Below are 18,873 nucleotides of genomic sequence, written 5' to 3'. Positions count from 1 at the left end.
AAGTAAGCGCGCGGACGATGGAAAGCGGCCCGTACCAGCCGACCGGTTCATCCTGAGCCGGTCGGCTGGTCGCCGGTCGGAGCCTGTCGCCCCAGCCCCGCTCATCCCCCTACCCCGCTCATCCCCCCACCCCGCTCATCCTGAGCCTGTCGAAGGATGCCAGCCGCCGGTCGATCAGACGGGCAATGGCCATCGCCGCCTGCGGATGCCGGCGCGCCATCACACCTGCAGGCCTGAACTCCACGCCCCCGAACGCCACCGCTGGCCAGCATCCTTCGACAGGCTCAGGATGAGCGGAGTGGGGGAAGGGCCGGATGGAGGGATGCCGGGCCGGGCCGGGACGGGACGGGGTTGCTACCGCTGCCGACCAGCCTTCGTTGTAGCTGCAGCGTCGGCGCGCGGTCAACGCCATTCGCTGCGATCAAAGCACAACCTCACGCCGTTGCGTACTGCTGGCGATGCCGGCTTCCAGCACTTCCATCACCGCGAGCGCGTCATCGACGCCGACCGGCAATTCGCCCCCGCCCGACAGCGCCCGGGCCATGCCGCGGTAAAAGGCGCCATAGTCGCCGCGCTCCAGCGGCACGATGGCGACGCTGCCGTCGCTGCGGGTCAGGCGGCCGGGGGACGGGTCCACGCCCCAGGCGGGATCGGTCGGGCGCATCCCCGCCCTGGACTGGTCTTCCTGCGGATCGAGCCCGTGCTTGACGAAGCTGGCTGTCGTGCCGTGCACCGCCAGTCGCAGCGCGTGATCGGGCACGGTCTGCGCGATGTGCAGCGTCAACCGGCGGCCGGGATAGCGCAGCACGGCCTGCGCATAATCGTTGGCGCTGCCGCCCGGCTTGAGCATGGCGAGATCGGCGCTGATCGCCTCGGGACGACCGAACAGTTGCAACGCCTGGTCGATCAGGTGGGGTCCGATATCCTGCCACACCCCGCCGGCACGCCGGTCCTTCCAGCGTTCGCCGATGTCGGGGCGAAAGCGGTCGAACCGGCTTTCCAGTTCGATCACCTCACCCAGTTCGCCAGCCGCGATCAGGCGCCGCAAGGTGAGGAAATCGGCGTCCCAGCGGCGGTTGTGGAAGATCGACAGCAACAGGCCTCGCTCTGCCGCCCGCACCGCGATGGCACGCGCCTCGGCCAGCGTGGGCGCGAACGGCTTGTCGATCACGACATGCTTGCCCGCATCGAGCGCGGCCAGCGCCTGCGGCGCGTGGAGATGGTCGGGGCTGGCCAGCACGACCAGCGCGATGGCAGGATCGGCCAGCACCGCGTCGAGATCGGGCGATACCTGCGCGGCGGGATACTCGGCCATGACCTCGGCCCGGCGCGAGGTGACCACGGCGGCGAGCGCGAGGCCGTCGGTGCTGGCGATCAACGGGGCGTGAAACGCCTTTCCGGCCAGACCGAAACCGATGAGCGCGACGCGATGCATGGACCGGTGCCTAACGCGGATTGTCGGGCTGGCAATCGGGAATTGCGGTGGTGGGAATCAGACGGACAGCGCCTTGTGCCAAGCTGCTGCGTCCCCGGCCCCAAACCTCGCCCCGCATTTTCCTACACGCCCCACCCGCGCTATCATCGTCGCGATGCGGCAGGCGCACCCAACTCTTTGTCAAACCACGATAGTCTCGCGCACGACCGCGACTCGCGGCGATAAACATTCCACGCGCGATAAAGGCAAAGTTAGAGAAGCTGGCGGCGCCCGGAATCGCGGCCCCCGCTGCCGCTCAACCGCCGTTATACGCCCGATACCACTCGACGAACTTGGGCACACCGACGTCGATGCTGGTGGTCGGCCGGTAGCCCAGGTCGCCGGCGATCGCGTCGATGTCGGCGAAGGACTGGCGGACGTCGCCCGGCTGCATGTCCATCATGATCCGCTCCGCCTTGCGGCCGAGTTCGGCCTCGAGGATGTCGATCACTTTCAGCAGGTGCTCGGACTTGTGGTTGCCGATGTTGTACAACCGGTGCGGCTTGACGCTGCCGCCGGCCTTGACCGCGCCATCGTCGGGCGGCGGGTTGTCGAGGCTGGCGATCACCCCGGCGATGATGTCGTCGATGAAGGTGAAGTCGCGGTACATGTCGCCGTGGTTGAAGACCTGGATCGGCTTGCCCTCGGTGATCGCCTTGGTGAACAGCCACATCATCATGTCGGGCCGGCCCCACGGGCCATACACCGTGAAAAAGCGCAAGCCCGTCAGCGGCAGGCGGTAGAGATGCGCGTAAGTCTCGCTCATCAGCTCGTCCGCCTTCTTGGTCGCGGCGTAGAGCGACATCGGGTGGTCGACGCGGTCCTCCACCGAGAACGGCAGCTTGGTGTTGCCGCCATAGACCGAGCTGGAACTGGCATAGACCATGTGTTCGGCGCCGCGATGCCGCCCCACTTCGAGCAGGTTGAGGTGCCCGACGAGGTTGGCGGTGACGTAGGCGTGCGGGTTCTCGATCGAATAGCGCACACCTGCCTGTGCGCCGAGGTGGATGATGCGTTCGAACTTTTCGTCGGCCAGCGCGGCGGTGAGCGCGGGATAATCGGCAAAGTCGATGCGGTGGAAGCGGAACCGGTCGCCGCCCTGATCGACCAGCCGCGCCAGCCGCGCTTCCTTCAGCCGCACATCGTAGTAATCGTTGACGATATCGATGCCGATCACCGTGTCGCCGCGCGCAAGCAACTGCGTCGCCAGCGAATAACCGATGAACCCGGCAACGCCGGTGACGAGTACGCGCATGCAAATTCCCTCATCTGTAGCTGCTTCCCCGCAATGGCGATGCAGTCCTGCTTCCCCGCGAAGGCGGGGACCTCATGCCTTATTGCGCCGCACTGTTGCAATTCAGCAAGCCCCACGCGACCCCCACCTGCCGGCTCGAAGCCGGACGTTAATCTCCAGCCTGTCGAGGGGCGAGGACTCAGTGCGTTGTCAAAGCTTCCAGTCGGCCCGGCCGTTCAGCACGCCCTTGAGATCGGCCAGCGTGCCGCCGTCGGCCACCAGCGCGGCGACCTGCTCATCACCCATGGCGAGGTACTGGCGGTGCGGCACGGCCAGCAGCACCAGATCATACCGCGCGGACAGCGCATCCGCACTCAGGTCCAATGCGTATTCGTGGCGCGCCTCGGCGGCGTCGGCGTGGGGATCGTGGACGGTCACCGCATGGCCGCGCGCGGCCAGCGAATGGATCACGTCGGCGACCTTGCTGTTGCGCAAGTCGGGCACGTTTTCCTTGAACGTCAGGCCCATGACCAGCACCGAGCCGGGCTTGCCACCGCGCTTGGCGTGGAGTTCGCCCGCCACCCAGTCGGCCATGCCATCATTCACCCCGCGCCCGGCAAGGATCACCTGGCTCTGGTGGCCCAGTTCGGCGGCGCGGTGGCTGAGGTAGTAGGGATCGACCCCGATGCAGTGTCCGCCGACCAGCCCGGGGGTGAACGGCAGGAAGTTCCACTTGGTGTTCGCGGCCGCCAGCACGTCCCAGACGGACAGGTCCATCCGGGAGAAGATCTGCGCGATCTCGTTCATGAAGGCGATGTTGATGTCGCGCTGGGCGTTCTCGATAACCTTGGCGGCTTCGGCGGCCTTGATCGAAGCGGCGCGGAACACCCCGCCGCTGGTGATCGCGCCATACAGGTCGGCGACGCGGTCGAGCACTTCGGGGGTCTGGCCGGCGACGACTTTGGTGATGCGGTCGATGGTGTGCTCGCGATCGCCCGGATTGATGCGTTCGGGGCTGTAGCCGAGGAAGAAATGCTCGCCGCAGATGAGGCCGGAAACGTCCTCGAGAATCGGGGCGCAGATGCCCTCGGTCACGCCGGGATAGACGGTGCTTTCATAGACCACGATCGGGGTGCGCCCTTCGGCGACGGCGGCGGGCAGCAGCTTGCCCACGGTGCGCGACGCGGCCTCGACCAGCCGCAGGTCCGGGCGGTTCTCGCCGTCGATCGGGGTGGGAACGGTCACGATGTAGAAATCGCCCGGGGGGCAGACGTTGGGATCGTAGGTCACGCCCAAGCTCGATTGGGCCATGCGGCCGGCGTCGATCTCGCCGGTGCGGTCAAGCCCGTCGGCCAGTTCGGAAATGCGACGGGTGTCGATGTCGAGCCCGGTGACCGAGAACTGTTTGGCCAGCGCGACCGCCAGCGGCAGCCCGACGTAGCCCAGGCCCACCACCGTGACGCGGGTCGCGCTGGTGATGTCCGCAAACCCCGCAGCGGCGGCGTTGGCGGTGATCGGGGGAAACATGGCGGTCACGCAAAAACCTTTCGTGGATGCGGCGCCAGGGCCGCTTTCACGCGAGGCTTAATGCCAGGCCGTTATTTCGTCGTTAACGGCTGGCCGCCGATTTGCCGGGGCCCGCCGCCACCCGGGTTGGCAAAACCCAAGCGTATCGGCACGCAGGCCTGGGGGCTTTACAGTAAAGTCCGAAATCAAAATGAATCAGCATTCTTAATTCATTTTGGACATATCGTATCGAGAATCGTAGGGTCCGACCGAGTCGTGCCAGTGCGGCTGGAACATAACCGCGGGTGAATGATGAGTAAGGGCGATCGTATTCCTGACGAGCTAAAAATCAGTTTTTGCGTGGAACGAGACCTCAAGGGAGCGGCGCAACTCCTGCAAACCGCGCTCCTGATACTCGAGGCGAACAGGGCGCTTGTGCCCACGGCTTTGGTCCAGGAAGCACTCGACATGCTCGGTCCCCTCTGACGATTGCTCCGTTCTTGATGTTATTGGACTTTTTATCGGAGCCCTTATCCTGCATTGCTTCCATTGGGGGGATGTAAACAGACAATAGGGGGCATCCAAACAGACAAAATGGTCGATTTTGGACCGATTCAAACGACTTCGACAGCCGATCCTGCGATGGACGGTGCTTTCCTCTTGAGTCGATCCCATGAAAAAGGCGCAGAAAGCGCGATGCTTTCAACGGAGGAACTCCGGCGCACGGGCCAATTTTTGCTCAGCCTGGCCGGAGCAGCCGATTCATCCAGCGAACCGTTTGTCGTGCCGTTGCAAGATCGATCGAACGACACGCCGGCCGGAAAAGTATACCGCAGCGACTTGCGCGCGTGGACCAAGGCCGAATACGATCGCCGCCGTGCCCGGGACGTGTTGTTTTCCGGGCATCTGATGCGGGAACCGGCCTGGGATATTCTGCTGGACCTGTTCGTATCCCATCTGGACGAGCAAAGCGTTCGCGTTACCAGTGCGTGCATTGCCAGTTGCGTCCCCAGCACGACCGCGCTTCGCTGGCTCACCGCACTGGAAGACGAAGGCCTGCTCGATCGCCGCCCCGACACCGACGGTCGGGCATCGCTCATCAGCCTGTCCGCACGCGGGGTTAAGCTGATGACCGAATTCGTCTCGGCCATGATCCAGCAGCGCAAGCCCGATAGCGGTGCCGGTCGCCCGTAATGCGTGTTTAACGCCTCGCTGCTAGACCGTCGGCCATGCCTACCCCAGAGAAAACTTCGAGCTCACAAATAATTTCGCCCCGGACTGTCCTCGTCGTGTTCGGCACGCGGCCCGAGGCGATCAAGATGTTCCCGGTGATCCATGCGCTGAAGGCCGATCCGCGCTTTCGCGTCGTCACCTGCGTTTCGGCGCAGCACCGCGGGATGCTCGATCAGGTGCTGCAGATTGCCGGGATCGTGCCCGACCACGATCTCGATCTGATGCGCCCCGACCAGACGCTCGATGCGCTGACCGCCGCGTTGCTGGTCGAACTGGGCAAAGTCATGGACGTCGCCAGGCCTGACTGGGTGGTGGTGCAGGGCGATACCGCCACCGCGATGGCGGGCGCGCTCGCTGCCTATTACCGCAAGCTGCCCGTCGCGCATGTCGAGGCGGGTTTGCGCAGCCACAACATCTACCACCCGTGGCCCGAGGAAATTAACCGCAAGATCATCGGCACGATCGCCGCGCTGCATTTCGCGCCGACCGAGACGTCTGCGGCGGCGCTAAAAGCGGAGAACGTAGCGGCGCACACCGTCCACGTCACCGGCAACACGGTGATCGACGCGCTGGAATGGGTCACCGCACGAATCGCCGCCGAGCCCGCGCTGGCAGCGGGGCTGGCCGATCTGGAAGCGCGCTTTGCGGGCAAGCGGATCATCGGCGTGACCAGCCACCGGCGCGAGAATTTCGGCGGCGGGCTGGAAGCGATCGCCGATGCGATCCGCCGCATTGCCGAACGCCCCGACGTGGCGCTGATCTTTCCCGTCCACCCCAACCCCAACGTGCGCCGGGTGATGGACGCGGCGCTGGCGGGCCTGCCCAACGTGGCGATGATCGAGCCGCTCGACTATCCGCATTTCGCCCGCCTTATCGCGATCAGCGAGATCATGCTGACCGACAGCGGCGGCGTGCAGGAAGAAGCGCCCGCGCTGGGCAAGCCGGTGCTGGTGATGCGCGAGACCACCGAACGTCCCGAAGGCGTGGTGGCGGGCACTGCCAGGCTGGTCGGCACCGACGCGGACCGCATCGTTTCCGAAATCTTCACCCTGCTCGACGATAAGGCTGCCTACTCGGCCATGGCGCGCGCCCACAACCCGTTCGGGGATGGGCAATCCGCGCGCCGCATCGTGGAGCTGCTGGCGAATGTCGAATACCCCATCCTCTAGTTCCAAGCCCAATGATCTGAAACCGGACGTCTGCGTCGTCGGGCTGGGCTACATCGGCCTGCCCACCGCCGCGATCATCGCGCGCGCGGGCTGCCGCGTGCTCGGGCTCGATGTCACGCAAAGCGTGGTCGATACGATCAACCGCGGCGAAATCCATATCGAGGAAGTCGATCTCGACGGACTGGTCCATGGCGTCGTTCAGCGCGGACTCTTGCGCGCCTCGACCCGGATCGAACCGTCGGACGTGTTCGTGATCGCGGTGCCGACCCCGTTCGCCAAGGACGATCACCACTCGCCCGACATCTCGTACGTGCTCGCCGCTGCCAGCGAAGTCGCCGCCGTGCTCAAGGCGGGCGATACGGTGATCCTCGAATCGACCTCACCGGTCGGCACCACCGAGAAGATGCGCGACATGATCGCGGGCCTGCGCCCCGATCTCAAGATGCCGGGCCTGACCGCCGGTACGCCCGACGTCTCGATCGCCTATTGCCCCGAACGCGTGCTGCCGGGCCGCATCCTGGAAGAACTGACCAACAACGATCGCTCGATTGGCGGCATCACCCCGCGCTGTGCGCGCAAGGCGCTGGCATTCTACAAGCGGTTCGTGCGCGGCACCTGCATCACCACCGATGCGCGCAGCGCGGAAATGACCAAGCTGGTCGAAAACGCCTATCGCGACGTCAACATCGCGTTCGCCAACGAACTGTCGATCGTGTCGGACCGCATGGGGCTCGACGTGTGGGAAGTGATCCGGCTGGCCAACCGCCATCCGCGCGTCAACATCCTCTCACCCGGACCCGGCGTGGGCGGACACTGCATCGCGGTCGACCCGTGGTTCATCGTCCATGGTGCGCCGGAAGACACGCCGCTGATCCGCACCGCGCGCGAAGTGAACGACAAGAAGATCCACCACGTGATCGCGCACGCGACCGCGCTGGTGGAGGCGCATCCCGGCGCGAAAATCGCGTGCCTGGGGCTGGCTTTCAAGGCCAACATCGACGATTTCCGCGAAAGCCCGGCGCGGCTGGTCGCGGCGACACTGGCGCGCCGTTACGGTTCGCGCGTCCATGTGGTCGAACCTTATGCGGCGCAGCTGCCGCGCGAGTTCACCGATACCGGCGCGCACCTGATCGATCTCGATACCGCGCTGGAAGATTGCGACGTGCTGGTGGTGCTGGTCGATCACGACGTGTTCCGCGTGGTGCCGCTGGCCGAACGCAGCGGCAAAGCGGTTTACGACACGCGCGGCATCTGGCCCGATCAGCCGGGCGAAGTCTCCGGGGCGCCAGCCGGGCTGCGGCTGGCAAGCTGACCCGATTGGGCAGCGTAGCGTCAGTCGTTGCGTGAGAGCAGGAACACCGCGTGTTCGGCGCGGAAGTTGGCGGCGGCAGCGCTGGTCTCGCGGTCGCCGTTGAGGAACCACGCCTGCTCCACGCGGATGCCGCGTTCGTCCAGCAGGGCGCGGAAATCATCGACCGTGACGTGGTGGATGTTGGGCGTTGCGTACCATGCCACCGGCAGCAGCCGCGTCACCGGCATCCGCCCGCCCCACAGCAGGCTCAGCCGCACGCGCCAGTGCGCGAAATTGGGGAAACTGACGAACGCCTTGCGCCCGATGCGCAGCAACTGTTCCAGCACGCGGTCGGGCCGCATCGTGGTCTGCAGCGTCTGGCTCAGGATCGCATAGTCGAAACTGGCGTCGGGATATTCGGACAGGTCCGAGTCGGCATCGCCCTGGATCACCGACAGCCCGCGCGCCACGCACAGCTCGACATTGGCGGGATCGATTTCCATCCCGCGCGCATCGACCCCGCGCGCATCGCGCAGCGCCGCCATCAGCGCACCATCGCCGCAACCCACGTCGAGCACGCGGCCACCCGGTGCGATGTTGTCGGCGATGATCGCCAGATCGGCGCGGAGCGGACTCACGCCCCCAGGAACCCGGCCACCACGCGATCGAGCGCGGGCACGTCGAGCAGAAACGAATCGTGCCCGAACGGCGCGCTCAGTTCCACAAAGCTGACCGCGGCGCCCGAGGCGTTGAGCGCGTGGACGATGCTGCGCGATTCGGCGGTGGGGTACAGCCAGTCGGTATCGAAGCTGACCAGGCAGAACCGCGCCTTGCTCTGCGCAAACGCGTTGGCGAGCAGCCCGCCGTGCTCCTCGGCCAGATCGAAATAGTCCATCGCGCGGGTGATATAGAGGTACGAGTTGGCGTCGAACCGGTCGGTGAACGACAGGCCCTGATGGCGCAGATAGCTTTCGATCTGGAAATCGGCGTCGAAGCCGAAGGTCTTGGCGTCCCGGTCCTGCAGCTTGCGACCGAACTTCTCGTGCATGCCTTCTTCGGACAGATAGGTGATGTGCGCCGCCATGCGCGCCACGGCGAGGCCTTTTTCGGGGCCTTTGCCGGTGCCGTAGTAATCGCCGCCGCGCCATTCGGGATCGGCCATGATCGCCTGCCGGCCGACTTCGTGGAACGCGATGTTCTGTGCCGAGTGGCGGGCGGACGAGGCGATCACCAGCGCGGACCGGATGCGGTCGGGGAAATTGGCGGCCAGGCTCAACGCCTGCATCCCGCCCATCGATCCGCCGACGACCGCGTGCAGCTGCGCGATGCCCAGTCCGTCGAGCAGCCCGACCAGGCCGCGCACCATGTCGCGCACGGTGATCACCGGAAAGCGCATGGCGTAAGGCTTGCCATCCGCAGCGGGGCTCGCAGGGCCGGTCGATCCGATGCAGCTGCCGATCACGTTGGCGCAGATCACGTGAAAGCGGCTGGTGTCGATCGGCTTGCCCGGACCGACCATGCGCACCCACCAGCCGGGCTTGCCGGTGATCGGGTGGTCACTGGCAAGGTACTGGTCGCCGGTCAGCGCGTGGCACACCAGGATCGCATTGGATTTGTCGGCGTTCAACTCGCCATAGGTTTCATAGGCGATTTCCACGCCATCGAGCTGCTGCCCGCTGTCGAGCGCGAGCGGTTGCGTCAGGCGCAGGCGCCGGCTGGCGTGAAGGGCGGCGGCATCGGCCATGGTGGGCGGGGAATTGGGCGGAAGCAGGCGTCGTGTCAATGTGCGACCGTCTCCCCACCGGCAAGCGGGAGGGGTCGGGGGTGGGCTGGTCGCAAACGCCCTGGGCGGACGGCCCATCCCTAACCCCTCCCGCTTGCGGGTGGGGGACAAGGTTGCGGCTTTGCACCGCCGCTGCAATTCCCCTAAGGCCCGCCGCGAAATGGCCAACGCACCTATCCCCAAACCGTGGATCACCGGCATCCACGCCTATGTCCCGGGCAAGTCCACCGGCGCCGACGGGCGGCCGCTGGTCAAGCTGTCCGCCAACGAGAATCCGCTCGGCACCAGCCCTCGCGCGCTCACCGCACGCAGTGCGGCGGGCGATCCGGCGCGTTATCCCGATCCCGACAGCAGCGCCTTGCGCGCCGCCATCGGCAAGGACAACGGCATCGATCCGGCGCGGATCGTGATGGGCACCGGGTCGGACGAACTGCTCAACCTCGCCGCGCAGGCTTATGCCGGGCCAGGCGACGAAGTGCTGTACGTGCGCTACGGCTTTTCGGTTTATGACATCGCCGCGCGACGCTGCGGTGCGACCCCGGTGGTGGCGCCCGACGCCGACTACGGCACCGATGTCGATACACTGCTGGCTTGCGTGACGGCGCAGACGCGCGTGGTGTTCCTCGCCAACCCGAACAACCCCACCGGCAGCTACCTCACCGCCGCCGACATCGCGCGGCTGCACGCCGGGTTGCCCGCCGACGTGCTGCTGGTGCTCGACCAGGCCTATGCCGAATACCTTGCGGACGGCGAGGACGATGGCGGGCTGGCGCTGGCGGCGCGCGCCGACAACGTGCTGGTGACGCGCACATTTTCGAAGATCTACGGGCTGGCGGGTGAACGAATCGGCTGGGCCACCGGCGCGCCGCCGCTGGTCGATATGCTCAACCGCATTCGCGGGCCGTTCAACGTCTCGGTCAGCGGGCAGGCGGCGGCGCTGGCGGCGGTGGCGGACCGCGATTTCGTCGAGCAATCGCGCCGCCATAACGCGGCGGAACTGGCGCGGTTCGTCGGCAAGCTGGCCGCGCTGGGCAACCACGGGCTGCGGCCGCTGCCGAGCAAGGCCAACTTCGTGCTGGTGCTGTTCGAGGGCAGGCTGACCGCCGAAGCCGCCTATAACGGGCTGATCGAGCGCGGCACCATCGTGCGCTGGCTGCCGGGGCAGGGCTTGCCGCAGGCCTTGCGCATCACCATCGGCCTGCCCGACCAGATGGACCTGATCGCCGAGACCTTGCGCGAGATGGCGGAGACGGCGAAGTGAGCGCCGACCTGCCGTTTCAAAACGTCGCGATCATCGGGCTGGGGCTGCTGGGCGGCTCGCTCGGCCAGGCGGTGCGCGCGCACCTGCCCGGCGCGACAACGCGCGGCTACGATGCCGATCCGGCGGTGCGGGTGCGTGCGCGCGAACTCGGGCTGGCCGATACCATCGCGGATACAGCCGCCGAAGCGGTGACCGGCGCGGACCTCGTGATCCTGTGCGTGCCGGTGGGCGCGATGGGCAAGGCCGCGCGCGAGATCGCCGGATCGCTCAGCCCCGATGTGGTGATCAGCGACGTCGGCTCGTCCAAGCACGCGGTGGCTGTCGCGCTCGCCGCCGAACTGCCCGGCTTCGCGGTGATCCCGGCACACCCCGTTGCCGGGACCGAGCGCAGCGGGCCTGACGCGGGTTTTGCCAGCCTGTTCCACAACCGCTGGTGCATCGTCACGCCCCCTGCGGACGTCGATGCCGCCAAGCTGGCCCGGCTGGTCGCGTTCTGGAAAGCGCTGGGTGCCAACGTGGAAACGATGGACGCCGCGCACCACGATCTGGTGCTTGCGGTCACCAGCCACCTGCCGCACCTCATCGCTTACACCATCGTCGGCACCGCGTCCGATCTCGAGGATGTGACGCAAAGCGAGGTGATCAAGTATTCGGCGGGCGGTTTTCGCGACTTCACCCGCATCGCCGCGTCCGACCCGACGATGTGGCGCGACGTGTTTCTGTCGAACCGCGAGGCGGTGCTGGAAATGCTCCAGCGCTTTTCCGAAGACCTGACCGCGCTGCAAAAGGCGATCCGCGTGGGCGACGGCGAGCAGTTGTTCGACCACTTCACCCGCACCCGCGCCGTGCGCCGCTCGATCATCGAGGAAGGCCAGGACGACGCCCGGCCCGACTTCGGGCGGAGTGATCACAATGGCGGGGTTGGGGGGTAGGTTTGGGGCTTGGGTTTCGGCTCGACCAAAATTCCGCTCGTCCTGAGCTTGTCGAAGGACTTCTCTTACTTTGTCAGCTAACGACAGATCTGCGGTGATGACTTTATCCCGGCAACTTGTTTGCTAATTCATCAAGCAGATTGGCAGCGTCAGAAAGCGGGTTCACCCCTGCTAGCATTCCTTGATCAATCGCCACACAACCTAACTCTGCGACGGTTATACCGAGCCTACCTCTCATCTCTCTCACAAGGCTAAGCGTTTCGGGATGATGATTTTCCAACCACGTATTTTCAATCTTCTTTCTCCTCGCCATCCACTCTGCGGTTGGCTCTAGAATATTTGGGGACAAGTCAGTCCCGGCCATAAACTTCCTAATTTCTTTAGATTTTTGCGACGATGATTGTCTAAGTTCTACGGTAGACATTGCGGAAATAGATTTGGATGCGGCGCTTGATTTTGAAAACCAGTGCCATCCAAACAGCAAGGCTGTGGCCAAGCCCAAAAATCCAATTGCCAAGAGCGTTATTGCCCAACCAAATGGCACGATCATGTCGGGGAACACGAGATTCAAGGCTTTTACGACGGCGGCAAGCGATATGCTGGCGACAACTGCCACTATCTTCCACTTAAGTTCCCTATCCATCGAACCCCCATCATGCCGAATCGCTTTCGGCATAGTCGAGCCATATATCATCCAAGCCTACTTGTCGGACGAGGGATCATCCCCAACTTGTTTCAGGATCCATTTCTCCCCACGCACGGCGGTCTCCGGAGGCGCGATGGATGCTGAAACGAAGTTCAGCATGACGGTTGGGGATGGGGTGGCGCGCGTCCTTCGACAGGCTCAGGACGAGCGGGTCTTGGTGGGGTCGCGCAGCGATGGCCACAGCCCGCCCCCCTCACACCACCAGAAACAGCACCGCCACGCCGAACATCACCGCCGTGGACAGCCACCCGCCGAACGCCAGCTTCCTTGAGATTGTCAGGTGGCCCATGGCGCGCGGGTTCTGCGCGATCAGCATGGTCACCACCATCAGCGGCGGCGCGAGCAACCCGTTGACCACGGCGGCCCAGTACAGCGCGCGCATCGGGTCGATCGCAAGGAAGTTGATGCCCAGCCCGCCCAGCGTCGCCACCGCGATCGCGGCATAGAACGCTTTGGCTTCCATCGGCTTGCGGTTGAGGCCTTCGACCCAGCCGAACGTCTCGCTCATCGCATAGGCGACCGATCCCGCCAGCACCGGCACCGCCAGCATCCCCGTGCCGATGATGCCCAGCGCGAACAGCGCGAACGCCAGCTTGCCCGCGATCGGCGCCAGCGCCTGCGCGGCTTGCGCGGCGCTGGCGATCTCGGTCACCCCGTGCGCGTGAAGCGTGGCGGCGGTGGCGACGATGATGAACAAGGCGGTGAGGTGCGAAAACGCCATGCCGACCATCGTGTCGGTGCGGATGCGGCGCAGTTCCGGCCCGGCTTCGCGCGGGGCGACGTACAGCGGCTTGGTGTGGCGGCGGTGCTGTTCCTCCACTTCCTGCCCGGCCTGCCAGAAGAACAGGTAGGGGCTGATGGTGGTGCCGAACACCGCGACCAGCGCCATCGTGTGCGGCTTGTCGAAGGTGAAGCTGGGCACCACGATCCCGCGCAACGCCTCGGCCAGCGGGACGTGGCTCACGAACACCACGCCGACATAGGCGAACAGCGACAGCGTGGTCCACTTGAGGATGCTGGCATAGCGGTTGTAGCTGATCACCACTTCCAGACCGACGCTGACCACGCCGAAGATCACGGTGTAGAGCAGCACCGATCCGGGGATCAGCAACGCCAGCGCCGCGCCCATCGCGCCCAGGTCTGCGCCGATGTTGATGACGTTGGCGATCAGCAGCAGCACGAGCACGCCCTGCAGCAGCGGGCGCGGATAGTGGCGGCGCAGGTTCTGCGCGATGCCGCGCCCGGTGGTGGCACCGATGCGCGCGCAGATCGCCTGGATCGAGGCGAGCAGCGGAAAGCCGAACAGCATCGTCCACGCCAGGCCATAGCCGAACTGCGCGCCGACCTGGCTGTAGGTGCCGATGCCGCTGGGATCGTCGTCCGCCGCGCCGGTGACCAGCCCGGGGCCGAGCACGTCGAAGACCGAGCGCTTTTCGTGAAGGCCTGCGGAAGCGTCGGGTTCGGCATCCATCGGACGTACCTTACGGGTTGAGCGCGTTGATCGCCTCGAGCACGCGCGCCTCGATCTCGGCGCGGGGCAGTCCGGCGGGAATCTCCTCGCCGAAGCGGTAGCGGATCGTGCCGGGGCGTTTCCACCGGCGATGATACAGCGGCCCGCTATCCACCGCGACCGGGATCACCGGATAGCCGAGCAGCTTGTACAGCCCGGCAAAGCCCGCCTGCAGCGGCGCACGGGTGCCGTGGGGTATGCGGGTGCCTTCGGGGAAAATCACCAGCGGGCGACCTTCCGCCGACAGCGTGCGCGCGGCGGTGAGCATCTTGCGCAACGCCTTGGCGCCGGCATCACGCTCCACCCCGACCACGCCGAAGCGGTCAGCGGCAATGCCCCAGCCGGGGATCTTCAGCAGCTCGGCCTTGGCGAACACCACCGGCTGGTCGAACAAGGCGGGCACGTCGATCGCCTCGAAGAACGCCTCGTGCTTGACCGCATAAAGCACGCGGCTGTGCGACGATGCGCCGCCGATGTCGAGCCGGATGCCCAGCAGCACGCGCGCGCAGACCCGGTGATAGCGCGACCAGTTGCGCGAGATCGTCTTGAACCGCGCGGGCGAGGCAGAGGCGATGGCCAGCAGCACGTACGGGATGCTGCCGGTGTAGAACAAGATGTAGAACACGATGCTGCGAACCGTCGCCAGAAGCTTGCCCACCATCAATACCCTGCAATCCGCGCGACCCAGCGCGCGATGTACTTGTTGTATTCCAGGAACAGGATCCGCATCGAAGGCTTCGACGGCACCGCATCGCGCAGGATCGCGGTGCCCGCCGGCGCGGCATGGGCCAGATCGGCAGCGGCGCGGCGCATGTGCCAGTCGGTCGTGACCAGCCGGACCGAGGCCAGGTGCTGCGACGCGATCCAGCGCGCCGCCTCCAGCGCGTTGGACCGGGTATCGACCGATTCATAGCCCAGCGTCATGCAACAGGCGAACAGGCGCGGTTCCACCCCGTATTCGGCGGCGAATTCGCGCGGGCGCACTTCGCGGTCCACCCCCGCCACCAGCATCTGCCGCGCCCAGCCCCGGCGCAGCACGTCGATCCCGCGCGGAATGCGCCCGCCGCCGCCGGTGAGCACGATCACCCCGTCGGTATGCAGGTCGCCCGCCGGTTGCGGCAGGATGAGCGCGAACGCGATGAAGCCCAACGCCCAGACCAGCGGCGCGAGCGACAGCAAGCGGCGGAAGATGCCGGGGCGCTCGGTCATGGCCGGTGGGGCATCGTATCGGGGGTCACAGCATCCGGCGCAGCGCGCGCAGCACGGTCAGCCGCGCGGTCAGCACCGCCAGCGCGAGCCCGCCCAGGGGCACCAGCAGGATCAGCAGCCAGTCGATCCAGCCGAGCCCGCCGCCCGCGACCATGCCCGATTCGAGCGCGACGAACGAGCGGCGCAGCAGCGCGATGGCCACAATCCCCAGACCCAGCCCGACGATCCCGCCTGCCGCCGCATCGGCTGCCACCCCGCGCTGGAAGATCCGCGCGATCTGGCTGTCGGTGCCGCCCAGCATGTGGATGATCTCGATCGTGACGCGGTTGCTGCCCAGCGCGTTGCGCACCGCCAGCAGCACGGCGGCGGCGGTCGCGGCGGCGAGCAGCGCGATCAACGTGGCGGCCAGCACCTGCAGCGCGCCGATTGCGCCGAACACCGGCGACAGCCAGCTGGCCTGCGCATCGACCCGGGCCGAGGGTGCAACCGGCGCCAGCAGGCGGCGCAGTTGCGCGATCTGCTGCGCCCCGGCGCCTGCGCTCAGCCGCACGTCGATCAGCGCGGGGATCGGCAGCGCTTCCAGATCGTCACCGGGGCGGGTGCCCAGCCACGGCTCGATCAGCGCGTTGAGCTGGTCCTGCGGCACGGCAGCGGCCTGCGCGACACCGGGCGCGGTGCGCAGCGCCGTCAGCGCCGCCGCGACCTGTCGTGCACGATCGGCGGGCGCGGCCGACAGGATCTGCACGGTCACGCCACCGGCCAGATCGGCGCTGGCGGCATGCGCGGTGTTGCGCAACGCCAGACCGCTGGCGGCGGCGATCACGGTCAGTGCGATCATGATGGCCATCACCCACGGCATCGGGCCCGACAGGCGCGCCTGCGGCAGCATTCGCGCATCGGCGCCGCCGGTCCGCTCGCGCCACTGTTCGGCCAGCGAGGCGCGAACGCCGGCCAGGCCTCCACCGACGCCCGCTTCGCCAGCGGTGCGTTCGGCCGCTGGTGCGCCAGGAATGGGCGGCGCGTTCACTTGGTGGTCCCGCGCGGCCGGGTGCCCATCGCCGCACGTCGCGGCGGATAGCGCAGCGCGCCGGTGGGATCGCTCAGCCGCCCCTTGTCGAGCCGCATGATCAGCGATTCGGGCACTTTCTGGATCAGGTGCACGTCGTGGGTGGCCACCACCACGGTCGTGCCCAGCCGGTTCATCGCCTCGAACAATCGCAGCAGCTTGAACGCCATGTCGGGATCGACGTTGCCGGTCGGCTCGTCGGCCACCAGCATGTCGGGCCGCCCGATCACCGCGCGCGCGATCGCCACGCGCTGCTGCTCCCCGCCGGAAAGCGTGGCGGGGCGGGCATGGCGCCGGTCGCCCAGCCCGACCCAGTCGAGCATGTCGGACACCGGGCGCAGGATGTCCTTCTCGCTCACCCCGGCCACGCGCAGCGGCAGCGCCACGTTGTCGAACGCCGACAGATCCTGCACCAGCCGGAAGTCCTGGAACACCACGCCCAGCCGGCGGCGGAAGCCGGGCAGCCGGTCGCGCGGCAGGGTGATGGCGTCGGTGCCGAACATGCGGATCAGCCCGCGCGAGGGGCGCTGCGACAGGTACAGCAGTTTCAGCAGCGAGGTCTTGCCCGCGCCGCTCGCCCCGGTGAGGAAATAGAAGCTGCCGGGATACAGCGTGAACGAAATGTCGGTCAGCACTTCCTTGCCGGTGCCATAGCGCAGGCCGACATTGTCGAACTGGACAATCTCCGCGTCGGACTGGTTCATGGGTTGCCCTGGGTTTCCGCGATCAGAAGGAGGTGGAACAATTCGGTCGTATGGCTGCGCGCAGGCCTATACCCGGCAATCCATGTGGAAAAAAGGCCGCTGCGGCTTTTCCCATGTCCTCAAGCTATTGTTTCCTTGCACCGCACCATGCTTAACGGTGCAACCATGATTATTGCCTGTCCTGCCTGCGCCACGCGCTACGTCGTTCCCGACAGCGCCATCGGGGATGATGGGCGCACCGTGCGTTGCGCCAAATGCCGCCACAGCTGGTTCCAGGCGGGTCTTGAACTCCCCCAGCGCCCTGTGGCCGAGACGGTTGGGGATGGTGCCTCGCCATCCCCGGTTGCTGCCGCACCCGCGCCGGCCATGGCCGAAAGCCGCGCGGCAGCGCCTGCCGGCGCTGGCGTCACGGCTGCGCCGGACGTCGGCCGCACGCCCGAAACCGGCGCTGCCCGCCTGCCGCTGGACGAACCACCCGCCGCCGCTCCCTCGTCGGCATCAGTGGCCGAACCGGCGCGAGTTACCCCTGCTGCGCCGACGCCTGCGGCCTCCACAGCAGCAGTTGCCCCGATCGATGAGCCCGAGCCGCCGCTGGTCGATCAGCGTCGCCCGCACGCGGCCGTGGTCACGCCGTATGACAGCACGCCGTCGCGGTTCGAGCCCGAGCCGCCGTTCCGCCCGCGCCGCAATCCGACGAAACTGTGGACAATCGCGGCGGTGTCATTCGCGCTGGTCGTTGCCGCGCTGGTCGGCGCGGTGATGGTGTTCGGCCTGCCCGACTGGCTGCCGGTCGAGCGCCCGGTGTTCGGCGCGGCGCAGCCCGATCTCGAACTGTCGTTCCCGGCCGCGCGGCAAGACCGCCGCACGCTGCCCAACGGCACCGAATATTTCGGCGCCAGCGGTTCGGTAACCAACACCGGCAAGGACATGCACGAGGTGCCGCCGATCCTGATCGTGCTGCGCGACCGGCAGGATCGCATCGTCTATACGTGGCAGGTCGCACCGGCAAAGAAGAAGCTGGCGCCGGGCGAAAGCGTCACCATCAACGAAGCGGTGACCGACGTGCCCAAGTCCGCCAAGTTCGCCGAGATCGGCTGGAAGCCGCAATAGGCGCCGAGCGGCTGCGGTCCTCCGCTTGCCGCTTGCGGCCGATTGCCGGTTGCGCGGCCCAGACCCCTTTGCTAAGGGCCCGCTCCTACCCCGAGGGCCGCACTGCGCGGCCCTTTCGATTTGCGGTCGTGGCGGAATTGGTAGACGCGCAACGTTGAGGTCGTTGTGGGCGAAAGCCCGTGGAAGTTCGAGTCTTCTCGACCGCACCACGGAGTCCGGGGTTGTTCCGGTCTCTGGAAATTGGCTGGCAACCTGAGCCGGGATTGGGCGCGCTTCCGGCGGTTCTCCGGGGAGTGGTTGAATCCAGTGTGGTAGGGCGCTCCGTGTTTCTGCTGACCGGGCTCCATATCCAGGCGCTGGTCTCCGCAAGCGAGGTCGTAAGGCCCAAACCAACGGCCCGGCCGATTGCTGGCGATGATGGCGCCTTGCGTGGCGTGAGCCGCCCGCCCAAGCCTCCAACCATGCCTTCCCGATGGCGAGCCTTCATGCAGTGACGTCGGGCTGGCAGCGGTCGATCTGGCGCAAGACGCTGATCTGCCGCATGATGTCTGCAGGAAGTTGAGATAATGTGCCACCGCGCAGGCAGTCGGGAATCGCCTCTGGCCATATACGACTGCTGGAGGCGGACGTGGTGGACGGCTACTGCGCAACTGACTGGCTGAAGGACCGCCGATTTATGAAATGC

At 66.5% G+C, this 18,873-nt stretch carries 17 protein-coding genes and 1 tRNA gene; 7 read left to right on the top strand and 11 right to left on the bottom strand.

Features of this window, described 5'->3' with window-relative positions:
• Nucleotides 1-421: 421 nt before the first annotated feature.
• The 3 genes from NL2_RS15395 to NL2_RS15385 form a co-directional block, all read right to left on the bottom strand.
• Entirely contained in the window at nucleotides 422-1,435 is a 1,014-nt protein-coding gene (locus NL2_RS15395; RefSeq protein WP_068076573.1) for an oxidoreductase, read from the bottom strand.
• Nucleotides 1,436-1,730: 295 nt separating this feature from the next.
• Nucleotides 1,731-2,729, bottom strand: coding sequence for a GDP-mannose 4,6-dehydratase (locus NL2_RS15390; RefSeq protein ID WP_068076572.1), 999 nt, complete (start codon nucleotides 2,727-2,729; stop codon nucleotides 1,731-1,733).
• Nucleotides 2,730-2,918: 189 nt separating this feature from the next.
• On the bottom strand, nucleotides 2,919-4,235 hold the full coding sequence (locus tag NL2_RS15385) for a nucleotide sugar dehydrogenase (protein ID WP_068076571.1): 1,317 nt from the start codon (nucleotides 4,233-4,235) through the stop codon (nucleotides 2,919-2,921).
• Nucleotides 4,236-4,808: 573 nt separating this feature from the next.
• Between NL2_RS15385 and NL2_RS15380 the strand changes: the two genes are divergently transcribed.
• Genes NL2_RS15380 through wecC form a run of 3 tightly spaced genes read left to right on the top strand, consistent with a single transcriptional unit; the run spans nucleotide 4,809 to nucleotide 7,928 of the window.
• On the top strand, nucleotides 4,809-5,408 hold the full coding sequence (locus NL2_RS15380; RefSeq protein ID WP_157083201.1) for a helix-turn-helix domain-containing protein: 600 nt from the start codon (nucleotides 4,809-4,811) through the stop codon (nucleotides 5,406-5,408).
• A 35-nt stretch (nucleotides 5,409-5,443) separates the two neighbouring features.
• Nucleotides 5,444-6,616, top strand: a complete 1,173-nt coding sequence (wecB, locus tag NL2_RS15375) for a non-hydrolyzing UDP-N-acetylglucosamine 2-epimerase (RefSeq protein WP_068076569.1) — start codon at nucleotides 5,444-5,446, stop codon at nucleotides 6,614-6,616.
• Nucleotides 6,594-7,928: a UDP-N-acetyl-D-mannosamine dehydrogenase gene (gene wecC, locus NL2_RS15370; RefSeq protein ID WP_068076568.1), complete on the top strand. Its 1,335-nt coding sequence runs from the start codon at nucleotides 6,594-6,596 to the stop codon at nucleotides 7,926-7,928. Before wecB ends, wecC begins: the two co-directional genes overlap by 23 nt.
• Before the next feature lie 20 nt (nucleotides 7,929-7,948).
• Here the strand turns inward: wecC and metW are convergent, their stop codons facing one another.
• Together metW and metX are read right to left on the bottom strand one after the other, a co-directional pair.
• Entirely contained in the window at nucleotides 7,949-8,545 is a 597-nt protein-coding gene (metW, locus tag NL2_RS15365; RefSeq protein ID WP_068076567.1) for a methionine biosynthesis protein MetW, read from the bottom strand.
• Entirely contained in the window at nucleotides 8,542-9,651 is a 1,110-nt protein-coding gene (gene metX / locus NL2_RS15360) for a homoserine O-acetyltransferase MetX (RefSeq protein WP_068076566.1), read from the bottom strand. Before metX ends, metW begins: the two co-directional genes overlap by 4 nt.
• Nucleotides 9,652-9,850: 199 nt before the next feature.
• Between metX and NL2_RS15355 the strand changes: the two genes are divergently transcribed.
• Nucleotides 9,851-10,951: a pyridoxal phosphate-dependent aminotransferase gene (locus NL2_RS15355; protein ID WP_068076565.1), complete on the top strand. Its 1,101-nt coding sequence runs from the start codon at nucleotides 9,851-9,853 to the stop codon at nucleotides 10,949-10,951.
• A gap of 8 nt (nucleotides 10,952-10,959) precedes the next feature.
• Nucleotides 10,960-11,883, top strand: a complete 924-nt coding sequence (locus NL2_RS15350; RefSeq protein ID WP_068076585.1) for a prephenate/arogenate dehydrogenase family protein — start codon at nucleotides 10,960-10,962, stop codon at nucleotides 11,881-11,883.
• A 103-nt stretch (nucleotides 11,884-11,986) separates the two neighbouring features.
• On the opposite strand, the gene NL2_RS21240 is transcribed toward NL2_RS15350, so the two are convergent.
• The 6 genes from NL2_RS21240 to ftsE all read right to left on the bottom strand — a co-directional run bounded on the left by NL2_RS21240 (nucleotide 11,987) and on the right by ftsE (nucleotide 17,078).
• A complete protein-coding gene (locus NL2_RS21240) occupies nucleotides 11,987-12,526 on the bottom strand; it encodes a hypothetical protein (protein WP_157083200.1) in 540 nt (179 codons plus the stop codon).
• Nucleotides 12,527-12,782: 256 nt separating this feature from the next.
• Nucleotides 12,783-14,060, bottom strand: a complete 1,278-nt coding sequence (locus NL2_RS15345) for an NRAMP family divalent metal transporter (RefSeq protein WP_068076564.1) — start codon at nucleotides 14,058-14,060, stop codon at nucleotides 12,783-12,785.
• Nucleotides 14,061-14,070: 10 nt separating this feature from the next.
• Nucleotides 14,071-14,760: a lysophospholipid acyltransferase family protein gene (locus tag NL2_RS15340; RefSeq protein WP_068076563.1), complete on the bottom strand. Its 690-nt coding sequence runs from the start codon at nucleotides 14,758-14,760 to the stop codon at nucleotides 14,071-14,073.
• Entirely contained in the window at nucleotides 14,760-15,308 is a 549-nt protein-coding gene (locus NL2_RS15335; protein WP_068076562.1) for a YdcF family protein, read from the bottom strand. Before NL2_RS15335 ends, NL2_RS15340 begins: the two co-directional genes overlap by 1 nt.
• Before the next feature lie 25 nt (nucleotides 15,309-15,333).
• A complete protein-coding gene (locus NL2_RS15330; RefSeq protein WP_245647716.1) occupies nucleotides 15,334-16,335 on the bottom strand; it encodes a cell division protein FtsX in 1,002 nt (333 codons plus the stop codon).
• Nucleotides 16,332-17,078: a cell division ATP-binding protein FtsE gene (gene ftsE / locus NL2_RS15325; protein ID WP_068076561.1), complete on the bottom strand. Its 747-nt coding sequence runs from the start codon at nucleotides 17,076-17,078 to the stop codon at nucleotides 16,332-16,334. Before ftsE ends, NL2_RS15330 begins: the two co-directional genes overlap by 4 nt.
• A gap of 165 nt (nucleotides 17,079-17,243) precedes the next feature.
• Between ftsE and NL2_RS15320 the strand changes: the two genes are divergently transcribed.
• Nucleotides 17,244-18,188 carry a zinc-ribbon domain-containing protein gene (locus tag NL2_RS15320; RefSeq protein ID WP_068076560.1) on the top strand — a complete coding sequence of 315 codons (945 nt, stop codon included), beginning with the start codon at nucleotides 17,244-17,246 and terminating at the stop codon, nucleotides 18,186-18,188.
• A gap of 122 nt (nucleotides 18,189-18,310) precedes the next feature.
• A tRNA-Leu gene (locus NL2_RS15315) sits at nucleotides 18,311-18,397 on the top strand.
• Nucleotides 18,398-18,873 lie beyond the last annotated feature (476 nt).

Origin of the sequence: Novosphingobium lentum NBRC 107847, from assembly GCF_001590965.1 — a bacterium.
GTDB classification, from domain to species: domain Bacteria; phylum Pseudomonadota; class Alphaproteobacteria; order Sphingomonadales; family Sphingomonadaceae; genus Novosphingobium; species Novosphingobium lentum.
This window is presented reverse-complemented; position numbering and strand designations above follow the sequence as displayed.